Raw genomic sequence first — 22,995 nt, forward strand, 5'->3', positions numbered from 1 at the left:
TCCTACCCGATCACCCGTCCTCGCCGGCCAGCAGGTCGTTGCGACGCGCGGTCAGCGCCGGCAGGTCGACCGAGACCTTCCACGGCCGCTCCGTGACGAACAGGTCCTCGGTGTGGGTCACCTGCTCGTACTCGCGGGTGCCGCCGCCCAGCGTGTACTCGGTGAGCGCGATCCGCTCGTGCTGCGGGTCCACCACCCAGTAGGACTGGACCCCGGCGCGGGCGTAGACCCTCGCCTTGTCGTAGAGGTCGCGGAAGTGCGACGTCGGGGAGACGACCTCCACCGCCAGCAGCGCGTCCTCGACCGGGACCGGCGAGCGGCCGGCGTGCTTGCGCCGGATCACCACCACGTCCGGGCGCGGCTCGTTGCGTCGGTCGACCCGCATGGACAGGTCGATGCTCACCAGGAACTCCGGCGGGCAGTTGGTGCGCAGGGCGAGCAGCAGCTCGACACAGATTTCCTGGTGCAGGGCAGTGGGGGACGGCACGATCAACCTTCCGTTGATCAGTTCGTACGGAAGGTCCTTGGGCAGGTCGCCCAGGTCGTCGACCGTCCACTCGTGCCGCTCCGGCAGGATCGGGGCCGCGGTCATTGACATCTCCTTCCAGGGGGCGACGTCACCCTACGAGAGAACGACGTCGCCCACCGTCACCGACACGCGTCAGCGCGGGCCCTTGTCGCCGCCCTTGCCGAGCTTGTTGAAGTCGATCTTCGGCAGCTTGAAGCCGGGCGGCAGACCCTGGCCGCCGGCCAGGTCGCCCGGGTCCAGGCCCGGCGGGAGCTGCGGCATGCCACCGGGGAAGCCGCCCGCCGCGCCGGCCCCGGTGCGCGGCCGGTTGCCACCCTTGGTGCCCTTGCGCTTGTTCTTCGGCGACTTGGTCGCCTTGCGCCGGCCGCCGCCGGGCAGGCCCATCATGCCGCCCATCTGCTTCATCATCTTCTGCGCGTCGGCGAAGCGGTTGAGCAGTTGGTTGACGTCCATCACGGTGACGCCGGAGCCGCTGGCGATGCGGGCCCGCCGAGAGCCGTTGATGATCTTCGGGGTGGTGCGCTCGGCCGGGGTCATCGACCGGATGATCGCGGTGACCCGGTCGAAGTGCTTGTCGTCCAGCTCGGCGATCTGGTCCTTCATCTGCCCCATGCCGGGCATCATCGCCAGCACGTTGGCGATCGGCCCCATCCGCCGGACCGCGATGAGCTGATCGAGGAAGTCCTCCAGCGTGAAGGTCTCCCCACCCATCAGCTTGGCGGTCATCTTCTCCTTCTGATCCGAGTCGAAGGCCGCCTCGGCCTGCTCGATCAGGGTGAGGACGTCGCCCATGCCGAGGATCCGGCTGGCCATCCGGTCGGGGTGGAAGACGTCGAAGTCCTCCAGCTTCTCGCCGGTGGAGGCGAACAGGATCGGCTGGCCGGTGACCTCCCGGACCGACAGCGCGGCGCCACCGCGCGCGTCGCCGTCGAGCTTGGAGAGGACCACGCCGGTGATGCCGACGCCGTCGCGGAACGCCTCGGCGGTGCGGACCGCGTCCTGACCGACCATCGCGTCGATGACGAAGACGACCTCGTCGGGCTGGACCGCGTCGCGGATGTCCGCGGCCTGCTGCATCATCTCGGCGTCGATGCCGAGGCGGCCGGCGGTGTCCACGATGACGATGTCGCGGGCGGCCCGCTTGGCGTGCTCGATCGAGTCGCGGGCCACCTGCACCGGGTCGCCGACGCCGTTGCCGGGCGCCGGGGCGTACACCTCGACGCCGGCGCGGCCACCGAGCACCTGGAGCTGCCCGACGGCGTTGGGGCGCTGGAGGTCGGCGGCGACCAGCAGCGGCTGGTGCCCCTGGCCCTTGAGCCAGCGGGCCAGCTTGCCGGCGAGGGTGGTCTTGCCGGAACCCTGGAGACCGGCCAGCATGATCACGGTCGGCGGGTTCTTGGCGAACTGGAGCCGCCGCCCCTCGCCGCCGAGGATGTTGATCAGCTCCTCGTTGACGATCTTGACGATCTGCTGGGCCGGGTTGAGCGCCTGGGAGACCTCGGCCCCACGGGCCCGCTCCTTGACGTTCGCGATGAAGCCCTTGACCACCGGCAGGGCGACGTCGGCCTCCAGCAGCGCCATCCGGATCTCGCGCGCGGTGGCGTCGATGTCGGCTTCGGTGAGCCGACCCTTGCCGCGGAGCTTGGTGAAGATCCCGGACAGGCGGTCACTCAAGGTGTCAAACACGCGAACATCCCGTTTGTCGTTTTCGGCGGGCACAGCGGCCGGGCCGGCTGTCCAGCCCACCGTTAGGGTAGCCCGCCGCCCGTAGCCCCGCTCCGACCCGGCCGGAGCCTCAGGAGACGACCAGGCCCGACTGGTACGCGAAGACCACCAGTTGGGCCCGGTCCCGGGCGCCCAGCTTCACCATGGCCCGGCTGACGTGGGTACGCGCGGTCGCCGGACTGACCACCAGCCGCTCGGCGATCTCGGCGTTGCTCAACCCCTCGCCGACCAGCCCCACCACCTCCCGTTCCCGGTCGGTGAGCGCGTCCAGCCGGGGGTGCGGGCGCGGCACCCGGGCCGGCCGGGTGGCGAACTCCCGGACCACCCGGCGGGTCACCGACGGGGACAGCAACGCCTCCCCCTCGGCGACCAGCCGGATCGCCCGCAGCAGCTCGACCGGTCGGGTGTCCTTGGTGAGGAAGCCGCTGGCGCCGTGCCGCAGCGCGTCGAAGACGTACTCGTCCAGCTCGAACGTGGTCAGCACCACCACCCGGGTGTCGGCCAGCGCCGGGTCGCCGACGATGCGACGGGTCGCCTCGATGCCGTCCACACCGGGCATCCGGACGTCCATCAGCACCACGTCCGGGCGTTCCCGGCGGGCCACCGCCACGGCGGCGAGCCCGTCCGCGGCCTCCCCGACGACGGTCAGATCGTCCTCGCTCTCCACCAGCGCCCGCAGCCCGATCCGGACCAGCTCCTGGTCGTCGGCGAGCAGCACCCGGATCATGCGGCCTCCCCGGTGGGCAGCGTGGCGAGCACCCGGAAACCGCCGGACGCGGCCGGGCCGGCGTCGAACGTACCGCCGAGCGCGGTCACCCGCTCGCGCATGCCGGCCAGGCCGGAGCCGGTGGACCGGTCCGCCGGGGCGGGCCGGCCCCGCCCGGTGTCGGTGACCTCCACGGTGACCTCGGCCGGCCGGTAGCCGACGCGGACCTCGGCGGTGGCCGGGCCGGCATGGCGCAGCACGTTGGTCAGCGCCTCCTGCGCCACCCGGTAGGCGGCCAGGTCCACCGCCACCGGCAGCGGGCGCGGCTCGCCGTCGGTGGCGACGGTGACCGGCACCCCGGCGCCGGCCAGCCGTTCCCGCAGGTGCCCGAGCTGCGCCAACCCCGGCACCGGCGCGCGCTCGTCGGTCATCTCCTCGCGACGCACCACGGTGAGCGTGACCCGCAGCTCGTCCAGCGCCTCCTTGCTGGTCCGGCTGATCGCGGTGAGCGCCGCCTCGGCCTGCTCGGGCCGGCGGGTCAACAGGTGCAGCGCCACCTCGGCCTGGAGGTGGATCGCGGCGAGCCCGTGGCCCACCACGTCGTGCACCTCCCGGGCCACCCGGAGCCGCTCCGCGTCGGCCAGCCGGCGTGCCTCGTCGGTCCGGCTCCGGGCGGCGGCCTCCCGGCTCAGCCGCACGGGGACCCCGACCGCGAACGGCACCACCACCCAGGCGGCGACCGGCATCAGACCGGCCACGCCGGGCGGCCGCACGCCGACGAGGACGTACCCGACCAGCGCCGCCGTCGCGACCGCGCCGGCCACCGCCGCGGTCCGCACCGGCCGGTGCGCGGCCACCGTGTAGACCGCGACGAAGAACGACAACAGGATCGGACCGTACGGCTGGCCGAGCATCAGGTACGCGGTGGTCGCCGCGACCACCACCGCCAGGGTGGGCAGCGGCCAGCGCCGGCGTACCGCCAGCGCGAGCGCCGCCACCACCACCGGCGGGTAGGCGACTCCACCGGCGTGCACGCCCTGGTTCTCCCCGGCCGGCGCGGTGCCGGCCAACCCGATCGCCAGCAGCGCGAGCGCGAGCAGGCCGTCGAGCAGCCACCGCCGCCGGTCGTCGCGCCCGCGATCCACGTCCACTCCCCCGCCCCGACTCAGCCGATGTCCCGTCGGCGCAGCAGCGCCGCGCCGACCACCGCGAAACCGACCAGGTACGCGCCCACCACCACCGCCGCCTGCCCGCCGCCGACGGTGGCCGCCACACCCGGGGTGTCCCCGGGCGCGCCCAGCGCCGCCGCCAGCGCCCCGGCGTTCGGGCCGGGCAACCCCTGCTGAGCGGTCGCCACCCAGTCGACGAGTGGGGCGGCGATCGCGGCGAGCAGGTTCTGCACCGCGAGCATCCACACCAGACCCAGACCGACCGGCAACGCCACCGCGCGCAACGCGACCGCGAGCACGGCACCGAGCATCGCCCACATCGTCGCGATGAGCCACCCCGCGCCGACGCCGACCACCAGGTCACCGACGGACGGCCAGCGCACCGACTGGGCCTCGGCGGACGCGATGAGCGTGGCCGCCACCGCGCCGACCGCGAACACGGCGAGCACCACGGCCAGCGCGGCGAGGGCGAGGGCGAGCAGCTTGCCGGCGTACACCTCGATCCGGGTCGGCCCCTGGGTGAGCACGGTCTTCCAGGTGCCCCAGCCGTACTCGCCGCCGACCGTGAGCACGCCGAGGATCAGCAGGATCGCGCCGAGGAAGACCGGCAGGCCGCCGAGCGAGTTGCCGACCAGGTGGTCGGGGAGCATGGCGGGCAGCGCCCGGTCCGTGTTCGGGCCGTCGGTGCCCCCGGCCACCCCGGCGTACGGGAAGAGGTAGGTGAAGATCAGCGACAGCGCCAGCGTGATGGCCAGCAGCAGCCAGGCGGCCGGCCGCCGGACCAGCTTGACCAGTTCGGCGCGGAAACTACGCGACATCGGCCGTACCCCTTTCCACCAGGTCGAAGAAGATCTGCTCCAGGTCCCGCTCCCGGGGCCGCAGCTCGCGCACGGCGAGCCCGGCGCCGACCAGTTCGGCGTTCAGCCAGGCCGCCCGCTCCGGCTCGACCGCCAGTTCCAGCCCGCCGTCGACGACGCGTACCCGGTCCGCGCCGACGAGTTCCCGGGCGCGGCTCGCCGCCTCGTCCAGCGGGTCGGCGAGCAGCCGCAGCCCGGCCGTGCCGCGCAGCTCGTCGACGCTGCCCTCGGCCACCAGCGCGCCGTGGGCGATCACGCCGACCCGGTCGCAGACCTGCTCGACCTCGCCGAGCAGGTGACTGGAGACCAGCACCGTCGATCCGGCCGAGCCGAGCCGCCGGATCAGGGTCCGCATGTCCGCCATGCCGGCCGGGTCGAGGCCGTTCGTGGGCTCGTCCAGGATCAGCAGGCGCGGGTCCTTCAGCAGCGCGGCGGCCACCCCGAGCCGCTGCTTCATGCCCAACGAGTAGCCGGCGTACCGGTCGCCCGCCCGGCCGGCGAGGTCGACCAGGTCCAGCACGGTGTCGACCCGGTCCGCGCCGACCCCGGCGTAGCGGGCCAGCACCCGCAGGTTGTCCCGGCCGGACAGGTAGGGGTAGAACGCCGGTCCTTCGATCAGCGCGCCGACGCCCGTGAGCCGCCCGGCGCCGGGCGTGCGGCCGAGCAGCCGTACCGTCCCGGCGCTGGGCCGGATCAGGCCGAGCAGCATGCGCAGCGTGGTGGTCTTGCCGGCGCCGTTGGGGCCGAGGAAGCCGTACACCTCGCCGGCCCGCACGGTCAGGTCGAGATTCCGTACGGCGGTCAGGCCGCCGTACCGTTTGGTGAGCCCTTCGGTCCGCACTGGCAGGTTCATGCCGTAGAGCGTCCCGCCGCCGGCCACGCCCCGCGTCGACCCGATGACGGCTCCCCGCGTACGTCAGCGGGCGTAGCCCGGGGGTGTTAAGCGGGGGCCCCGCCTATACCGGAAACGTTAAGAGGGGGCCCCGCCTTACACCGCGGCGAGCACGGCGGCCTCGACGCGGGCGCGTTGCTCCGCAGGGGGCCAGCCGCCGACGAGGTAGAACGCGTCGACCACGTCGCCGCCGAGGGTGGAGATCCGGGCAGCCCGCACCTGGGCGCCGGCCTCGTCCAGCGCGCAGGTGACCCGGTAGAGCAGGCCGGCCGCGTCGGCCGCCCGCAACTCCAGCAGCACCGCGTCGGTGGCCGCCTCCCGGTGCCAGACCACCCGGGGGGCCGCGCCCTGGCCCCGGGCCGCCAGGGCCCGGCCGCGCAGGCGCTGGATGACCGAGACGTCGCCGGCGACCGCGCGCCGCAGGTCGGCGCTGAGCGCGATCGGGTCGGGGGCCAGCCCGTAGCGCGGTTGCACCCGGCACTCGACCAGGGCCCGCCCGTCGACCGTGGCGGCGTCCGCGGAGATCACCTCCAGCCGGTGCAGGGCCAGGCAGCCGGCCACCGTGGCGAGCAGCCCCCGCCGGTCGGCGGCGGCCACCGCCACCCGGTCCGCCCCCAGGTGTACGACCGGGAGCGGCCCGGCGACGAGCGCCGGGTCGGGGGCCGGCGGGGCGGGCACCACGCCGGTGTCCAGGGTGGTGCGCACCCGGGCCACCAGTTCGGCGACCAGCCGGCCCTTCCAGCCGGACCAGGCGGCCGGGCCGGTCGCGGCGGCGTCGGCCTGGACGAGGGCGTGCAGCAGCTCCAGGGTGCCGGTGTCGCCGACCCGTTCGGCGACCCCGGCGACGGTCTTCGGGTCGGACAGGTCGCGTCGGGTGGCCACGTCGGGCAGCAGCAGGTGCAGGCGGACCAGCGTGCCGATCAGCGCCGCCTCGGCCGGGGGCAGCCCGATCCGGGCGGCCACCGCCTCGGCCAGCGGGGCCCCGACGGTCGAGTGGTCCCCGGGCAGGCCCTTGCCGATGTCGTGCAGGAACGCGCCGAGCAGCAGCAGGTCCGGTCGTTCCACGTCGCGGGTGTGCCGGCTCGCCTCGTACGCGGTCTGCACCAGGTGCCGGTCGAGGGTGAACCGGTGCACCGGGTTGTGCTGCGGCAGGCTGCGCAGCCGGGTCCACTCGGGCAGCCAGCCGTCGATCAGCCCGTACCGGTCGCAGGTCTCCCACGCCGGCACCAGGCCCGCACCGGCGCCGAGCAGGGTGGTCAGCGCGGCCCGGGCGGCCGGCGGCCAGGGCGCGGGCAGCGGCGGGCAGTAGGCGGCCAGCCACTCGCAGGTGGCCCGGGCGATGGGCAGCCGGGTGGTGGCCGCCGCGGCCGCGATCCGCAGCGACAGGCTCGGGTCGGGGCGGGCCCCGATCGCGGTGCGGGCGAGCACCAGCTCGCCGTCCTGCTCGACGACGTCGCGGGCGACCGGTCGGCGCAGCGGCCGGCCGGGCGCGGCCCGGTGCCGGCCGGAGCGGAGCCGGTCGGCGGCCCGCCAGGCGTCGTCCAGGGCGTGGCTGACGGTACGCGCGTCGCCGGCGACGAGCCGCAGCAGCGCGTCCCCCTCGTCGAGCATGAGCTGCTTGGCCACGCCGTCGCGCTCCTGGGCGAGCAGGCGGTCGACCCGGCGCCGCACCTGTTGGTGCAGGGCGTCGCGGGTGTCCAGCAGTCGTCGGTGCGCGGCGTGCACGGCCGGGCGGAGCGCGTCGGTGACGCCCGCGGTGGCGATGGCGCGCAGGATGCCGACGTCGCGCAGGCCGCCGGCGGCCTCCTTGAGGTCGCCCTCCAGCAGGAACGCCAGCTCGCCGTGGGCCTCCCAGCGAGCGGCGGTGATCTCCCGCAGGCCGGGGAGCTGGCGGATGGCGGTGCGCCGCCAGTGGTCGGTGGCGGTGCGGGCGAGCTGGCCGGTCAGGGCCGGGTCGCCGGCCACGTGCCGGGCGTCGAGCAGGCCGAGCGCGACCTTGACGTCGTCCTGGGCCACCGACAGCGCCTCGGCGACGGTGCGCACCGAGTGGTCGAGCCGCAGCCCGGCGTCCCAGATCGGATACCAGAGCGAGGCGGCCAGTTCGTCGATGCCGGCCACGCCGGCGTGCAGCAGCACCAGGTCGAGGTCGCCGTAGGGGGCGCACTGGCGGCGGCCGAGCCCGCCCACCGCGACGAGCGCGACGCCGGACCGCGCCGGGAAGATCCGACGCAGCCAGGCGTCGAACGCGTCGGCCCGGGCGGACCGGGCCGCGTCACCGACGCCACCCGGTACGCCGACGACCTCGTTGACCACGGGCGCGCCGGACCCGGTGGGGCCGGTGGCCGTGGTCAACGAGGTCACGTCGGCGGGTTCCGTCGTCAGAGGGCGTCGAGCCCGCGCTCGCCGGTACGTACCCGGACGACCTCCTCGACGCCGGTCACCCAGACCTTGCCGTCGCCGATCTTGCCGGTCCGGGCAGCGCTCACGATCGCGTCCACGATCTTGTCGACGTCGATCTCGTCGGTGAGCACCTCGACCCGGATCTTGGGCAGGAACTCGACCGTGTACTCGGCACCCCGGTAGACCTCGGTGTGCCCCTTCTGCCGGCCGTAGCCCTGCACCTCACTGACGGTCAGCCCGGCCACGCCGAGCGCGTGCAGGGCCTCCTTCACCGCGTCCAACTGGTACGGCTTGATGACCGCGGTCACCAGCTTCATGTCCAACCCCTCCATCCCTGGAACGTTAACCGGCGACCTTCTCGCTGACCGGCGCGGACTCGTCCGCCTCGTCGGCGGGCTCGGGGCTCGGCCTGGTGCCGCCGATCCCGGCCATGGCGAACGCGCTCGTGCTGCTGCCCGTGGTGGGCGACAGGTCGTACGCGCTCTCCGCGTGCTCGGCGACGTCGATGCCGTCGACCTCGGCCTCGGCCGACACCCGGAAGCCGATCGTCTTCTGGATCGCGAAGGCGAGCAGCCAGGCCACGCCACCCGACCAGACGGTGACGATCAGACCGGCCAGCGCCTGCCGGCCGAGCTGCGTCAGGCCGCCGCCGTAGAACAGGCCGTCGGAGGCGCCGACCACGTCGCCGATCGCGCTGTTGACGGAGTTGGTGGCGAACAGGCCGAGCCACAGCGAGCCGATCCAGCCGCCGACGAAGTGCACGCCGACCACGTCGAGCGAGTCGTCGTAGCCGAGCTTGTACTTCAGGCTGATGGCGAGCGCGCAGACCGCGCCGGCCACACCGCCGAGCAGGACCGCCGCCCAGGGGGTGATGAAACCGCAGGCCGGGGTGATGGCGACCAGACCGGCCACCGCGCCGGAGGAGGCGCCGACCATGGTCGGGCGACCGTCCTTGATCCGCTCGACCAGCAGCCAGCCGAGCACCGCCGCGGCGGTGGCGAGCTGGGTGTTGAGGAACGCCAGGCCGGCCACCGAGTCGACGGTCAGCTCGGAGCCGGCGTTGAAGCCGAACCAGCCGAACCAGAGCAGACCGGCGCCGAGCGCGACGAGTGGGATGTTGTGCGGCTTCATGCCCTCCCGGGGCCAGCCGACCCGCTTGCCGAGCACCAGCGCCACGCCGAGCGCCGCCGCACCGGCGTTGATGTGCACCGCGGTGCCGCCGGCGAAGTCGAGCGCGTGGAGCTTGGCGCCGATGACGCCACCGCCCCACACCCAGTGCGCGACCGGGAAGTAGACCAGGGTGGCCCAGCCGAACGCGAAGAGCAGCCAGCCGGAGAACTTGGCCCGGTCGGAGATGGCGCCGCTGATCAGCGCGACGGTGATCACCGCGAAGACCATCTGGAACGCCATGAACACGTAGAGCGGGATGCCGATGCCGCTGGGGTTGTCCGCCGTGGCGCCCCAGAGGTCGGTCTCGGCGAGGAACGTCTTGGTGCCGAGGTAGGCGCCCGGGTCGCCCCAGAGCCCGTTGACGTCGCTGCCGAACGCGACGCTGAAACCGTAGAACCACCACAGAACAGAGATGAGCCCGATGGCCGAGAAGCTCATCATCATCATGTTGAGCACGCCCTTGGACCTGTTGAGGCCGCCGTAGAACAGCGCCAGGCCGGGGGTCATGAGCAGCACGAGAGCGGTCGAAACCAGCAGCCAAACGGTGTTGCCGCCGTCGATCGTCGGTGCTTCAGGCACGCTGGCCTCCTAAAGGTGAAGTTCCCTCCTTCGCGGCTTCCGGGGCAGCGTCGCCCGTACGCCGGTTGCGCGGAAGCTTGGTCGGCCGCTGTTTCCTGCACCGACACCGCTCGATTTCCGACACGTGACGGGTTGTTTCCGGCGTGTGAAGAACGCCGATCTTGCTCAGCGCAGCGCGTACTCCAGGTGGTGCCGCTCGTAGTCGAGCAGGCGCAGGTCCCGCATCGGCCGGCGGAGGTGGCCCTTGTGCACGATCCGGACGAACGCCGGCTCGCCGGCGGCGGCCATCCGCCGGATGCCCTCGACGTGGTCGACGATGCGCTTGCGGATGGTGCGGATGAGCCGGTGCCGGTCCCGCGGGATCAGCCCGTACGCGTCGGCGAAGAGCCGCAGCCGGCGCGGCCGGTCGGGGCGCTTCCAGCCGAGCGTGACGGAGTCCCGGTCGGAGAAGATCGGCACCCAGGTCCAGGCCGCGTACGCCACGTCGTAGATCCGGGCGCCGGGCGAGGCGAGGTCGAAGTCGATCAGCCCGAGCGTGCCGTCCGGGCGCCAGATCACGTTGTGCGGCGCCGCGTCGTGGTGGCAGATGACCTCGGTGTCCGGCGGGGGCGGCCCGAACGAGCGCCAGACCGCGCCGGGCGGCGGGGTGAAGCCGTACTGGGCGTCGTGGAACATCCGCAGCATGGTGGCCACGGTGACCAGGGCCTCGTCGGTGACCCAGTGCGGGGCCAGCGGGTATTCCCCGCACTCCCCCTCCAGGTATGACAAGACCTCCCGGTTGCGCTCGTCCATGCCGAGCGCTCGGGGCGCGCCGGTGAAGCCGACGTATTCCAGGTGGCGCAGCAGCGCGTGCACCGAGGGGGTCCACGGGCCGGCGTTGCGCCGGACCGTGTCGCCCACCCGGACCACGGTGCTCACGTTCCCGCCGTGCAGCGGGATCTCCTGCGAAGTCACGTACGGTCTCCCGAGGCGTGGCGCCGGATTGCTGGGGTCGCGCCACCCCGCGTAGGCGCGATCGTCGGTCGTCACGGGAGAGGCTACGCGTCCCGGGCGAGCGGCTCGGTGCCGAGCAACGCGTCGACGAACTGCGCCGGGTCGAACGGGGCCAGGTCGTCCTTGCCCTCGCCGAGGCCGACCAGCTTGACCGGAATGCCCAGCTTGCGCTGCACGGCGATCACGATGCCGCCCTTGGCCGTGCCGTCGAGCTTGGTCAGCACCACGCCGGTCACGTTCACCGCCTCGGTGAACACCCGCGCTTGCTCCAGGCCGTTCTGGCCGGTGGTGGCGTCCAGCACGAGCAGCGTCTCGTCGATCGGGCCGTGCTTCTCCACCACCCGCTTGACCTTGCCCAGCTCGTCCATCAGGCCGACCTTGTTCTGGAGCCGGCCGGCGGTGTCGATGAGCACGGTGTCGACGCCGACGTCGATGCCGCGCTTGACCGCGTCGAACGCGACGCTGGCCGGGTCGGCGGCCTCCGGCCCACGGACCGTCTCCGCGCCCACCCGGCCGCCCCAGGTCTCCAACTGGTCGGCGGCGGCGGCCCGGAACGTGTCGGCCGCGCCGAGCAGCACGGTCCGGCCGTCCGCCACCAGCACCCGGGCGATCTTGCCGCAGGTGGTGGTCTTGCCGGCGCCGTTGACGCCGACCACCAGCACCACCGCCGGCACGCCGTCGGTGGGCGCGGTCCGCAGCGACCGGTCCAGGCCCGGGTCGAGCGCGTTGACCAGCTCGGTGGCGAGCAGCGCGCGCAGCTCGTCACCGGTGCGGGTGCCGAGCACCCGGGTCCGCTCGCGCAGCCGGTCGACGATCTCCCGGGTGGAGTCGATGCCGACGTCGGCGGTGATCAGGCTGTCCTCGATCTCCTCCCAGGTGTCCTCGTCGAGGCGGTCCCGGCTGAGCAGGCCGAGCAGGCCCTTGCCGAACGCGTTCTGGGAGCGGGACAGCCGGGAGCGCAGCCGCACCAGCCGGCCGGCGGTGGGTTCGGGCACCTCGATCGGCGGCGCGCCGACCGGCGGTGCCTCGACCACCACGCCGGTGCTCAGTTCCGCCTCGGGGGCCTCCACCGGTGGGCCGGCCAGGTCCTCCTCGGTGCGGGTGTCGACCTCGGTGGTCGGCAACGGCGGCTCCGGGCGCCGGCGCAGCCGGGGCACCACGAGGCTCAGGCCGCCGATGATCAGCACGCCGAGCAGGGCGAGGGCGACGAGGAGGTATTCCTTCATGCCCGAAATCCTGTCAGATGCCGGCGACGGCGTCCCACTCACGGCCTCGGCACGCGAACAACCTGCGGGTACGCTCGCTGCTGGAAGGCGTACCGCAACCGCCGGCCGGGTAGGGAAGCGCCAATCGATCTTGTCGGAGGTAGTCGTCGTGCCCGGTTCCCGCCTGCTCATCGGCCCACTGCTGCGCCGGGTGGTCGACACGCGGGCCACCGTCTGGGTGGAGACGAGCGCGCCCGCCGTGGTCACCGTCCGCACGGCCGACGGCGCCACCGGCAGCTCGCCGACCTTCTCCGCGTACGACCACCACTACGCGATAGTGGTCGTGACCGGGCTCACCCCGGACAGCTCCGCCGAGTACGAGGTGCTGGTCGACGACGAGGTGGCCTGGCCACTGCCGGACAGCGGGTTCCCACCCAGCGTGATCCGGACCCGGGCGGCCGACGACGGCGACCAGCCGGTACGCCTGGTCTTCGGCTCCTGCCGGGAGACCACCCAGCACTCCACCGCGCGCAAGCTGCCGCCGGACGCGCTCGACGCGTACGCCCGGCGGGTGATGGCCACGCCCGACGAGGTGACGCTCCCCGACCTGCTGGTGCTGCTCGGCGACCAGGTCTACGCCGACGAGACCTCGCCGACCGTGCGCAAGCTGCTCAAGCGCCGCCGGCGGCGGCCGAAGGACGCCCCGGCGACGCAGGTGGTCAGCTTCGACGAGTACACGAAGCTCTACCTGGAGTCCTGGCGCGACCCGGAGATCCGTTGGCTGCTCTCCACCGTGCCGAGCGTGATGATCTTCGACGACCACGAGGTCATCGACGACTGGAACACCTCGCAGTCGTGGCGGGCGGACATGCGCGAGGAGCCGTGGTGGGCCGAGCGGATCCGCAGCGGCCTCGCCTCCTACTGGGTCTACCAGCATCTGGGCAACCTCAGCCCGGACGAGATCGCCGTCGACCCGGTCTACGCCAAGGTGGTGGCCGCCGAGGACGCCACCGGCGTGCTGCACGAGTTCGGCGAGCGGGTGGACACCGAGGCCGACCTGGCGCACGACACCGAGCGTTGGCGGGCCGTGCAATATCAGTGGAGCTACTCGCTGGACCTGGGGCGGACCCGCCTGGTCATGCTGGACAACCGGTCCAGCCGGGTGCTCCTGCCGGGCCACCGGGCGATGCTGCCGCCGGGCGAGTGGTCGTGGTTCCTCGACCAGGCGCACGGCGCCTACGACCACCTGGTGGTGGGCGCCTCGCTGCCCTGGCTGCTGCCGCCGGGGATCCACCACCTGGAGGCGTGGAACGAGCGCCTCGCCGACTCCGGCCGGCCCTGGGTGGCGCGGCTGGCCGAGCAGATGCGCCGGGCCTGGGACCTGGAGCACTGGGCGGCGTTCCGGCGTTCCTTCGACGCGCTCGGCGAACTGTTCGCCCGGTTGGGCAGCGGCGCCGCGGCGCCCCCCGGCGCGCGGGTGGGGGCCGGTCCGGCGTATCCGCGCCCGGCCTCGATCAGCGTGCTCTCCGGCGACGTGCACCACTCGTACGTGGCCCGGGCCCGGTTCGCCGACCGCGGGGTGGAGACCCCGGTGCACCAGCTCACCTGCTCGCCGATCCACAACCAGGTGCCGGCCGGGATGCGGCCGCTGATGAAGCTCGGCTGGAACCCCGGGGCGACCCGGGCGCTGGCCCGCTCGGCCGGGGTGCGCCGGCCGCTGGTGCGGTGGCGGAAGCTGGCCGGTCCCTACTTCGGCAACGCGGTGGCCACGCTGACCCACCAGGGCCGGTCGGCCGCCGTGGTGATCGAGGGCACCACCAGCGACGGCGCGCTGCGGCCGGTGGCGCGCCAGCAGCTCAGCGACGAGTCGTGACTATCCTCTGACCGTGGACGAGACGCTGCGCGCCGTGGAGCACGAGTTGACCGCGTTGCTGCGCCGCGGCCGGGCGCTGTCCTGGGAGATCGCCCGCGAGGTCCATCCGAACCTGGAGCCGAACGCCTACGGGCTGCTGCTCTGGCTGCGGCGCTCGGGCCAGATCCGGCTCACCGACCTGGCTGTCAAGCTGGGCATCGGCAAGGGCACGCTGAGCCGGCAGATCGGCGGCCTGGAGGCGCTGGGCCTGGTGCGCCGCGACCCGGATCCGACCGACCGGCGGGCCGCCCAGCTCAGCCTCACCGAGGAGGGCACCCGGCGGTTCGACGCAGCCCGCGCCGCCCGACTCGGACAGATCCGACGATCGCTGGAAGGCTGGCCGAAAGAGGACGTGGCGGCCTTCGCCCGGCTGATGCACCGGTTCAACGAGACGTTCTGACCCCGCCCCCAAGGGAATAGGAGCCGCACCGCGCGAAGTTGTTGCTCAAGGCAACCAAGACGCTCTCTTCCCCCGCTTCGGAGGCACTCCACGATGACGCAGGCGACAGCGCCCACCCGGACGGCGACCGCCGTCGACATGTCCCACCGGCAGATCCTGGAGGCGCTCTCCGGCCTGCTGCTGGGCATGTTCGTCGCGATCCTCTCGTCCACTGTCGTCTCCAACGCGCTGCCGCGGATCATCACCGACCTGCACGGCACCCAGTCCGCGTACACCTGGGTGGTCACCTCGACCCTGCTCGCGACCACCGCCACCACCCCGATCTGGGGCAAGCTCGCGGACCTGACCAGCAAGAAGATCCTGGTCCAGCTCGCCCTCGCGGTCTTCGTGCTGGGCTCGGTGCTGGCCGGGCAGGCCCAGTCCACCGGCGAGCTGATCGCCTGCCGCGTGGTGCAGGGCGTCGGCGCGGGCGGTCTCACCGCCCTGGCCCAGGTGATCATGGCGACGATGATCGCCCCGCGTGAGCGCGGTCGCTACAGCGGCTACCTCGGCGCGGTGATGGCGGTCGGCACCATCGGCGGCCCGTTGATCGGCGGCGTGATCGTGGACACCGACTGGCTCGGCTGGCGCTGGTGCTTCTACGTCGGCGTGCCGTTCGCCGTGCTCGCCCTGGTCGTGCTCCAGAAGACGCTGCACCTGCCCGTGGTCAAGCGCAAGGTGACCATCGACTGGTGGGGCGCCACCCTGATCACCGCCGCCGTCTCGCTGCTGCTCGTCTGGATCACCCTGGCCGGCGACCGGTACGAGTGGATCTCCTGGACCAGCGCGGTCATGGTGGCCGGCGCGGCGCTGCTCGGAGTGCTCGCCGTCCGGGTCGAGCAGCGCGCCGCCGAGCCGATGATCCCGCCGCGGCTGTTCCGCAACCGCACCATCACGCTCGCCGTGCTCGCCAGCGTCGCGGTCGGCGTCGGCATGTTCGGCGCCTCGGTCTTCCTGGGCCAGTACTTCCAGATCAGCCGCGGCGAGAGCCCGACCATGGCCGGCCTGATGACGCTGCCGATGATCGGCGGCCTGCTGGTCGCCTCCACCGTGGTCGGCCGGATCATCACCAGCACCGGCCGGTGGAAGCGCTGGCTGGTCGCCGGCTCGACGCTGCTCACCGCCGGCTTCGCGCTGATGGGCAGCATGCGGGCGGACACCCCGTACTGGCGGCTCGCGGTCTTCATGGCGCTGATCGGCCTGGGCCTCGGCATGACCATGCAGAACCTCGTGCTGGCCGTGCAGAACACGGTCGGCACGCACGAGCTGGGCGCGGCCAGCTCGGTGGTGGCCTTCTTCCGCAGCCTCGGCGGCGCGGTCGGCGTGAGCGCGCTCGGCGCGCTGCTCGGCCACCGGGTGACCGGCTACCTCGCCGACGGGCTGAGCCGGATCGGCGTCGCGGCCCCCGCCTCCGGTGGCGGCGGCGCGCTGCCCGACGTGCACGCGCTGCCCGCCCCGATCCGCGCCGTGGTGGAGTCCGCGTACGGGCACGGCGCCGGCGACATCTTCCTGGCCGCCGCACCGTTCGGGCTGCTCGCCCTGATCGCCGTGGTGCTGATCCGGGAGGTGCCGCTGCGCCGCACCAACGGCGACCCGATCTCCGGTGAGGTCGAGCGGGAGTCGACGGTCGCGGCCGGCAACGACGCGGTGGTGATCGGGACCGGAGGGCGGGACTGACGATGAGCGCACCGGAGCGTGAGCGGTACGGCCCGCGGCCCCGGTCACTGCCGTTCGAGCGGAGGGTGTAAGGAGGGGCCCCCGCTTAACGCCTCGCGTTGTAAAGGGGCCCCCGCTTAACATCTGCGATCATGACCTGGAGAGCACCCGACGTCGACCGCCGCGACGAGCCGTTCATCGCTGACGAGCGCGCCATGCTGCGAGGCTGGCTCGACAACCACCGTGACACCCTGCGCCTCAAGTGCGCCGGCCTCACCGCCGAGCAACTGCGCACCCGCAGCGTCGAGCCCTCCGGCCTGACCCTGCTCGGCCTGGTGCGGCACATGGCCGACGTGGAGCGCTGGTGGTTCCGCCGTCACGCGGCCGGCCTGGACCTGCCCCACATGTACGACTACAGCGTCGACCCGGACGCCGACCTCAACGACATCGCCGACGCCGACCCGGCCGAGGCGTTCGCCGCCCTGAGCGCCGAGATCGAGGCGGCCGACCTGGCGGTGGCCGACCTGCCGCTGGAGCACACGTTCCCGCACACCCGGCGCGACGGCGGCACCCGCGAGATCAGCCTCCGCTGGGTGTACGTGCACATGATCGAGGAGTATGCCCGGCACAACGGCCACGCCGACCTGATCCGCGAACGCATCGACGGCGTCACCGGCTCCTGACCGGCCACCCACCCGCTCGGCCGAACGGCCGACGCCCGACCCCTGATCGTCCACAAGTGACCGTTCGCGGCAACGCCCCGCCGGCCCGGGACGTCTAGCGGCTGAACGGCCGTGGCCGGTTCCGATCACCCCGGCCCCGCCGGGCCCGCAGCCGAGGCACCGGAACCGCCGGACGCAGGCGACCAGGTGGACGGGGACGGGGATGGGGCACACTCGACGACGGGCACTGGGCATTCTCGGCGCGCTCGGGGCGACGGCGCTGGGCACCGGCCCGGGCGATCCGGGCGCGCCGGTCCGGGCGACCACGCGCCGCCCGTCCGGTGCCGGCCCGGTCGCGGTCGAGAACACCAGGCCCGGCGCGGCCGACTTCCGGCTGACCGGGCTCCGGTTCGCCCAGGACGGGCCCGGCGAGATCGCCGGCTACGTGCACGCCACGAGCGTCGCCCCCGGCGCGGAACTGCGGTTCCAGGTCTCGGTCGCCCAGCCGCAGAAGTACCGGATCACGATCTTCCGCCTCGGCCACTACCGGGGTGCGGGCGCGCGGCGGGTGGCGGTCAGCCCGTGGCTGGACGGCGTTCCCCAGGGCCCGCCGCGCGCGGATCCGGCCACCGGCGCGGTCCGCTGCGACTGGCGTCCGGGGTGGCGACCGACGGTGCCGCCGGGCCGGGGGAGCGGGCTCCACCTCGCGTTGCTCGCCAGCGCCTCCGGTCACCACCAGTGGATCCCCTTCGTGGTGCGCCCGCCGGCGCCCGGCGGCGGAGCGCTGGTGGTGCTGCCGACCAGCACCTGGCAGGCCTACAACCGGTGGCCGGAGGACGGGCGCACCGGCGCCAGCCTCTACTACGGCTTCGACACCGCCGGGCACCGCAGCGGGGAGCGCCGGGCCCGGGCGGTCAGCCACGACCGGCCGTACGCCGGCACCGGCCTGCCGGCCCTGGCCGACCACGACATCTGCTTCGTCCGCTGGGTGGAGGGCCTGGGCCTGGATCTGGGGTACGCCACGAGCGAGGACCTGCACACCGGGCGGGTGGACCCGGCCCGGTTCCGGGCGGTCGTCTTCCCCGGCCACGACGAGTACTGGTCGGCGCCGACGCGCCGGGCGGTGGTCGGCGCCCGCGACGCCGGCACCAGCCTGGTCTTCCTGGGCGCGAACAACTGCTACTGGCGGATCCGCTACGGCGCGGACGACCGGGACGACCGCCTGGTCCGGTGCGCCAAGGAGAGCCGGCCGGCGTCCGGCCCGATGCCACCCACCACGAGGTGGCGGACGGCCGGCCAGCCCGAGCAGCAGTTCGTCGGCGCCCAGTACGTCAGCACCGTCGACGGGTACGCCCCGCTCGTGGTGCGCGACGCCGGGCACTGGTTCTGGGCCGGCACCGGGGTCCGGGACGGCGACCTGATCCCCGAGGTGGTGTGGGGCGAGGCCGACCGGCGCATGGCCCGCTTCGCCGGCCCCGAGGCCACGGAGCAGGCGCTGCTGGCCGAGTCACCCTACCGGCACCAGGGCACGCCGCAGGTGCAGCAGAGCCGGCTCTACCGGGCCGCCTCCGGGGCATGGGTGTTCGCCGCCGGCTCGCTGGGCTGGACCCGGGTGCTCGCCGACCCGGCGGTGGCCGACGCCCGCCTGGCCCGGGCCACCGTCAACCTGCTGGACCGGGTGACCGCCGGCCGGGCGCGACGCTGACGGGCGCAACCACCTTTGTGTACGGAATGTTACCGACCGGTTGGCGGAGAGCTGATAGCCTTCGATCAATGGACACCGTGGTGGTTCGGATCGTCACCATCGATGACGACGACGACGCGACCGAGGAAGCCACCCACCGCCTGCACCGGGAGCTGCGCCGGCTCGACGGCGTCCGTTCGGTCCGCCCGGCGGAGTCGGCCACGGTCGCGCCGGACGGCGCCCGGGCCGGTGAACTCGCCGAACTGGGCACCCTGCTCGCCGCCCTGACCGCCCAGGCGGACCTCGTCGTCGGGGTGCTCGGGGGCGTCGGGGAGTGGCAGCGGCGGCGCGGTCGCGGTCGGGTCGAGGTGCGCATCGGCGAGCACGAGCTGGTCGTCGACCGGGCCACGGCCGACGAGCAGCGCCGGCTGATCGAGGCGTTCGTCGACCGGTTGTTCCCACCGGAACGATGAGACGAGCGCTGATCATCGCGAACGAGGCCTATGCGGATCCTCAGTTCGCCCCCTTCCCGGCACCGTGGCGGACGCGGACTCCCTCCGCGAGGTGCTGAAGAACCCGGCGATCGGCGCCTTCGACGACGTCCGCGTGCTGCGCAACCGCACGGTCCACGCCGTGGGGCGCGCCGTCGCGGTCTTCTTCCACAACACCGAGCCCGACGACCTGCTGCTGTTGCACATCTCGGCGCACGGGCTGAAGGACGCGGCCGGTGACCTGTTCTTCGCCGCCCGCGACTCCGAGCACGACAGCCACCTGATCCGGGCGACCGCGCTGTCCGCCGCCGACATCCGGCACGAGATGGCCGACAGCCGGGCGAAGCAGATCGTGGTGCTGCTCGACTGCTGCTACAGCGACGCCTTCGCGCGCGACGAGCGGGCCCGGGGCGCGCACGACGCCGACCTGACCGGCCCGTTCCGCAGTCGCGGACACGTCGTGATCACGTCCTGTGCCGGCACCGAACTCAGCTTCGAGCGCGACGGTCAGGGTGTCTTCACCCGCGCGGTGGTGGACGGTCTGCGCACCGGTGCGGCCGACCGGAACGGCGACGGCGTCGTCGACACCGACGAGCTCTACCAGTACGTCGACGAGCGGGTCCACGAGGTCAGCCCGCGGCAGCGCCCCACCCTCTCGGTCTACCGGAAGCAGGGCGTGATCCGGGTGGCCCGGGCGGGCCGGGAGGCGCCGACGCCCCCGCCCGGCCACGGCCCGGTGCACCGGTTGCGGCGCCTGGCGGTCGCGGCGACGCCGCGTCCCGTCACCTGCGGCGCGCTGCCCCGGCGCGTCGTCGTGCCGATCCTCGCGGTCTGGACGCTCCTGTGCGCCGCCGCCGGGTACGCCGGCCCGGTCGCCGCCGTCGGGGCCGGCTGCTTCCAGCCGCCGCAGGTGCGGGTGGCCACCTCGGCCACCGGGTTGGAGCCCTACCGCGAGGTGGCGGACGCGTTCGAGCGGTGGTCCGCGCGGCAGCACCGGGGCTGCGCGCTGGCCCGGCTCTACCTCTACCCCGCCGGCGCCGACGACGTCCGGGCCGGCATCGGTGCCCACTGGGACTCGTCGGGCGCGCCGGGTCACCGCTAGCTCCAGGATGTCGGGCCGCACCCGGACCTGTGGCTGCCGGAGTCGGCGGTCGACGTGAAGCGCCTGGGCACGGCCGGGGCGGGCGTGGTCGACGGGGTGACCGAGATCGCCGCGTCTCCGCTGGTGCTCGGCGTCCCGCAGGCGCAGGTCGCCGCCGGCGACGCCGTCGACGCGGCACGCCGGATGGGGCGGACGTGGCGGGAGCTGTTCCCCGACGCCTCCGGTGCGACCACCGCGCCGACGATCTCCGGCGGTGAGGGCGTGGTACGCGCGGATCCCACCGTCTCCGCCCCCGCCCGCCTGGCCACCTACGCGCTCTACGGCGACGAGCGGCGGCTGGCCTCCCCGTCGACGGCCCGGCACGACGTCGAGCGGTGGGTGGACAAGGCGCTGGACGCCGGCGCGTACCCGATCGGCGACGACCTCGCGGTGCTCTGCCGGCAGCGGACGCGTGCCATCGCCGCCCCCGGGGGCCACACGCCGGCCGTGGTGCTCACCGAGCAGGCGCTGGTGCGCTTCAACCAGGGCCGACCGCTCGGCACCGGTTGCCCGGCCCAGCACGCGCCGCCGGCGGCCGAGCGGTTGCAGGCGTTCTACCCGTCCGACTCGCCGCTGTTGTTCCGCACGGTCGCCCGACTCCGCTGGCCGGCGGCGGCGCAGAGCCCCGCGGTACGGGCCGCGGCGTCCGCCTTCGCCCGCTGGCTGGTCGACGCGGAGGAGGGCAGGCGGGCCCTGCTCGACGTCGGCCTGCGGCCGCCGGGCGTGACCGCCGCCACCCCGGTGGACCGCGCCAACGGCGCGTTGTTCGACTGGCCGTTCGGCCGCGTCCGGCCCCTGCACGAGCTGGTCGCCGGCGAGCAGGACCGGGCGCTCGGGGTCTACCTCCGCGCACACCGGCCGGGCCGCGTCCTGGTCGCGTTGGACGCGTCCGGCTCGATGCGCGAGCCGAGCGAGGATCGACGCCGGAGCCGCTTCGACGTCGCGGTGGACGGCGTCGGGCGGGCCCTGGAGCGGGTGGGCGGGCGGGACGAGTTCGGCCTCCGCACGTTTTCGACTCTGGCCGCCAACTCCCGGTCGATCGTGCCGCTCGGTCCACCGGGGGCGGCCGTCGCCGGCGGCCTGCGCGCCGCGGTCGCGCGGATCCGGCCGTCCGGCGACACCCCGCTGCACCAGGCCATCCGGCAGGGCGCGGCCCAGCTCCGGGGCGGTAGCGGCGATCCGCTGCGCGCGCTCGTGGTGGTCACCGACGGCCAGGACACCTCCGGGCGGCCGCCACCCGCCGCCGCGGAGCTGTCCGGCGTACGCCTCTACGTCCTCGCCGTGGGCGACGCGGACTGCGCGGGCTCGCCGCTCGACCGCCTCGCGCAGGACACCGGGGGCGACTGCTACGACACCCGGACCGACCGCCTCGACGCGACGCTGGACCGGCTGTTCACCGCGCTGTGGAAGGGGGCGGACCGATGACACCGACTCGCAGTACCGGGTCGCGGCCGGTGAACGGCCGGCGGGGCTGGTGGCGGGCGTTCGGGCTCGGCCTGACGAGCGGTGTGCTGGTGGCCGCGCTGGCCGCGCTCCTGCTGTGGAAGGTCGCCGGACCGGAGGGCCTGGAGCCGGGCGACCTGGTCGTCCTCACCGGTCGCGACGACAGCAAGGGGGAGCAGCGGCAGGTGCTCATCAAGCTCTGGAACGCGGCGAACCCCCGCAACCAGGCCACAATGATCAGCCTGCCCGAGACGGCGGACGGTCAGTACGCCGAGATGATCAACCGTGGGGAGCACGAACGGGACCAGGACATCGACGTGTTCAATCTCGACGTCACCTGGACGGCGGCGTTCGCGGAGAAGAACCTGCTGCGCCCGATCGACGAGCGCCGGCTCGCCGACCGACCGGACGAGTCGTTCCTGGAGAAGCCGCTGCGCACCTGCCGCTACCAGGACCGGCTCTGGGCGCTCCCGTTCAACACCGACGCCGGGCTCCTCTACTACCGCAAGGATCTCGGGCTGGCGCCTCCGTTCGACTGGCCGAAGATCGAGGCCGAGTCGAGCCGGCTGCTGACCGCGCGGACGCCCGGGCTCGCGGCCGGCTTCACCAGCCAGCTCGCCAACTACGAGGGGTTGACCGTCAACGCGTTGGAAGCGCTCTGGGCGCACGGCGGCGACCTCCGCGTCGACGACCAGGGAAACGTGTCGATCGACCCGAAGCGGCTGGCCGACGCGCTCCGGTCGCTGACCCCGCGGAGCAGCGGGCCGGCCGTGGTGTCCGGCAAGGCGCTCAACCAGAACGAGGACCAGAGCCGGGAGGCGTTCGCGGCGGGCGAGGTCGCGTTCATGCGCAACTGGCCGGTCGCCTACCGCAAGTTGACCGGCGGCGACCCGACCGCGACACCGTCGGCGGCGATGACGGCGGCGGCTGCCCGGGTCGGCGTCACCGACCTGCCCGGGCCGAGCGTGCTGGGCGGCCAGAACCTGGCGGTCGCCCGGCAGAGCCGGCAGCCCCGGGCCGCCCAGGCGTTGATCGAATATCTCACCGGTGAGGAGAGCCAGCGGACGCTCTTCGAGGAGGGCGGGTTCGCCGCGACCCGGGCCGTCGTCTACGAGGACGTCGGCATCAAGGAGAACTACCCCTACCTCCCGCTGTTGCGCACGGCGATCGACCGGGCCCGGCTCCGGCCGGTCTTCCCGCACTACGTCACGTTCAGTCGGGTGCTGCGCGGCTACGTGCGGGAGGTGATCGAGGGCCGTGCGCTACCGGACGACCTGGACGCACGGCTCACCGACGCCCTGCGCGGGAAGACACCGACCGGTCCCGCCCCGGACTGAGGCGG

Annotated in this window: 19 protein-coding genes and 1 pseudogene; 9 read left to right on the plus strand and 11 right to left on the minus strand. The window is 73.8% G+C overall.

The window, feature by feature from the left end; translation table 11 throughout:
- Nucleotides 1-10: 10 nt before the first annotated feature.
- From O7618_RS17790 to ftsY, 11 genes are all read right to left on the minus strand, one after another.
- The gene (locus O7618_RS17790; protein ID WP_278107220.1) at nt 11-592 is read right to left on the minus strand and encodes a Uma2 family endonuclease; all 582 of its coding nucleotides are present in this window, start codon (nt 590-592) and stop codon (nt 11-13) included.
- A 69-nt stretch (nt 593-661) separates the two neighbouring features.
- Entirely contained in the window at nt 662-2,215 is a 1,554-nt protein-coding gene (ffh, locus tag O7618_RS17795; protein ID WP_278107221.1) for a signal recognition particle protein, read from the minus strand.
- A 109-nt stretch (nt 2,216-2,324) separates the two neighbouring features.
- A complete protein-coding gene (locus O7618_RS17800; protein WP_278107222.1) occupies nt 2,325-2,981 on the minus strand; it encodes a response regulator transcription factor in 657 nt (218 codons plus the stop codon).
- On the minus strand, nt 2,978-4,105 hold the full coding sequence (locus tag O7618_RS17805) for a sensor histidine kinase (protein WP_278107223.1): 1,128 nt from the start codon (nt 4,103-4,105) through the stop codon (nt 2,978-2,980). Before O7618_RS17805 ends, O7618_RS17800 begins: the two co-directional genes overlap by 4 nt.
- Nucleotides 4,106-4,125: 20 nt before the next feature.
- Nucleotides 4,126-4,947 carry an ABC transporter permease subunit gene (locus tag O7618_RS17810; RefSeq protein WP_278107224.1) on the minus strand — a complete coding sequence of 274 codons (822 nt, stop codon included), beginning with the start codon at nt 4,945-4,947 and terminating at the stop codon, nt 4,126-4,128.
- Nucleotides 4,937-5,839: an ABC transporter ATP-binding protein gene (locus O7618_RS17815; protein WP_278107225.1), complete on the minus strand. Its 903-nt coding sequence runs from the start codon at nt 5,837-5,839 to the stop codon at nt 4,937-4,939. Before O7618_RS17815 ends, O7618_RS17810 begins: the two co-directional genes overlap by 11 nt.
- Nucleotides 5,840-5,974: 135 nt before the next feature.
- Complete coding sequence (locus tag O7618_RS17820) at nt 5,975-8,239, minus strand: [protein-PII] uridylyltransferase (protein ID WP_278107226.1); 2,265 nt, start codon at nt 8,237-8,239, stop codon at nt 5,975-5,977.
- 17 nt (nt 8,240-8,256) lie between these two features.
- Nucleotides 8,257-8,595, minus strand: coding sequence for a P-II family nitrogen regulator (locus O7618_RS17825; RefSeq protein WP_347405425.1), 339 nt, complete (start codon nt 8,593-8,595; stop codon nt 8,257-8,259).
- Nucleotides 8,596-8,620: 25 nt separating this feature from the next.
- Nucleotides 8,621-10,027 (minus strand): ammonium transporter, encoded by a 1,407-nt coding sequence (locus O7618_RS17830; protein WP_278107228.1) that lies wholly within the window; start codon nt 10,025-10,027, stop codon nt 8,621-8,623.
- 165 nt (nt 10,028-10,192) lie between these two features.
- Nucleotides 10,193-11,056, minus strand: a complete 864-nt coding sequence (locus tag O7618_RS17835) for an aminoglycoside phosphotransferase family protein (protein WP_278107229.1) — start codon at nt 11,054-11,056, stop codon at nt 10,193-10,195.
- 8 nt (nt 11,057-11,064) lie between these two features.
- Nucleotides 11,065-12,246 carry a signal recognition particle-docking protein FtsY gene (gene ftsY, locus O7618_RS17840; protein ID WP_278107230.1) on the minus strand — a complete coding sequence of 394 codons (1,182 nt, stop codon included), beginning with the start codon at nt 12,244-12,246 and terminating at the stop codon, nt 11,065-11,067.
- Nucleotides 12,247-12,394: 148 nt separating this feature from the next.
- On the opposite strand from ftsY, the gene O7618_RS17845 reads away from it, so the two are divergent.
- The 9 genes and pseudogenes from O7618_RS17845 (at nt 12,395) to O7618_RS17890 (ending at nt 22,990) form a co-directional block, all read left to right on the plus strand.
- The gene (locus O7618_RS17845) at nt 12,395-14,098 is read left to right on the plus strand and encodes an alkaline phosphatase D family protein (protein WP_278107231.1); all 1,704 of its coding nucleotides are present in this window, start codon (nt 12,395-12,397) and stop codon (nt 14,096-14,098) included.
- A gap of 13 nt (nt 14,099-14,111) precedes the next feature.
- Nucleotides 14,112-14,537 (plus strand): MarR family transcriptional regulator, encoded by a 426-nt coding sequence (locus O7618_RS17850; protein WP_278107232.1) that lies wholly within the window; start codon nt 14,112-14,114, stop codon nt 14,535-14,537.
- A gap of 93 nt (nt 14,538-14,630) precedes the next feature.
- Nucleotides 14,631-16,253 (plus strand): MDR family MFS transporter, encoded by a 1,623-nt coding sequence (locus O7618_RS17855; protein WP_278107233.1) that lies wholly within the window; start codon nt 14,631-14,633, stop codon nt 16,251-16,253.
- A 131-nt stretch (nt 16,254-16,384) separates the two neighbouring features.
- Complete coding sequence (locus O7618_RS17860) at nt 16,385-16,915, plus strand: DinB family protein (protein ID WP_278107234.1); 531 nt, start codon at nt 16,385-16,387, stop codon at nt 16,913-16,915.
- Nucleotides 16,916-17,117: 202 nt separating this feature from the next.
- Entirely contained in the window at nt 17,118-18,599 is a 1,482-nt protein-coding gene (locus O7618_RS17865; RefSeq protein WP_278107235.1) for a N,N-dimethylformamidase beta subunit family domain-containing protein, read from the plus strand.
- A 68-nt stretch (nt 18,600-18,667) separates the two neighbouring features.
- Nucleotides 18,668-19,051, plus strand: coding sequence for a hypothetical protein (locus O7618_RS17870; RefSeq protein ID WP_278107236.1), 384 nt, complete (start codon nt 18,668-18,670; stop codon nt 19,049-19,051).
- Nucleotides 19,052-19,109: 58 nt separating this feature from the next.
- Nucleotides 19,110-20,171 (plus strand): annotated as a pseudogene (locus tag O7618_RS17875) (caspase family protein); the annotation flags it as partial.
- 54 nt (nt 20,172-20,225) lie between these two features.
- Complete coding sequence (locus O7618_RS32260; RefSeq protein WP_347405381.1) at nt 20,226-21,635, plus strand: vWA domain-containing protein; 1,410 nt, start codon at nt 20,226-20,228, stop codon at nt 21,633-21,635.
- Nucleotides 21,636-21,664: 29 nt separating this feature from the next.
- Entirely contained in the window at nt 21,665-22,990 is a 1,326-nt protein-coding gene (locus O7618_RS17890; protein ID WP_278107237.1) for an extracellular solute-binding protein, read from the plus strand.
- The last annotated feature ends 5 nt before the right edge of the window (nt 22,991-22,995 follow it).

Origin of the sequence: Micromonospora sp. WMMD980 (genome assembly GCF_029626035.1) — a bacterium.
Taxonomy (GTDB): Bacteria; Actinomycetota; Actinomycetes; order Mycobacteriales; family Micromonosporaceae; genus Micromonospora.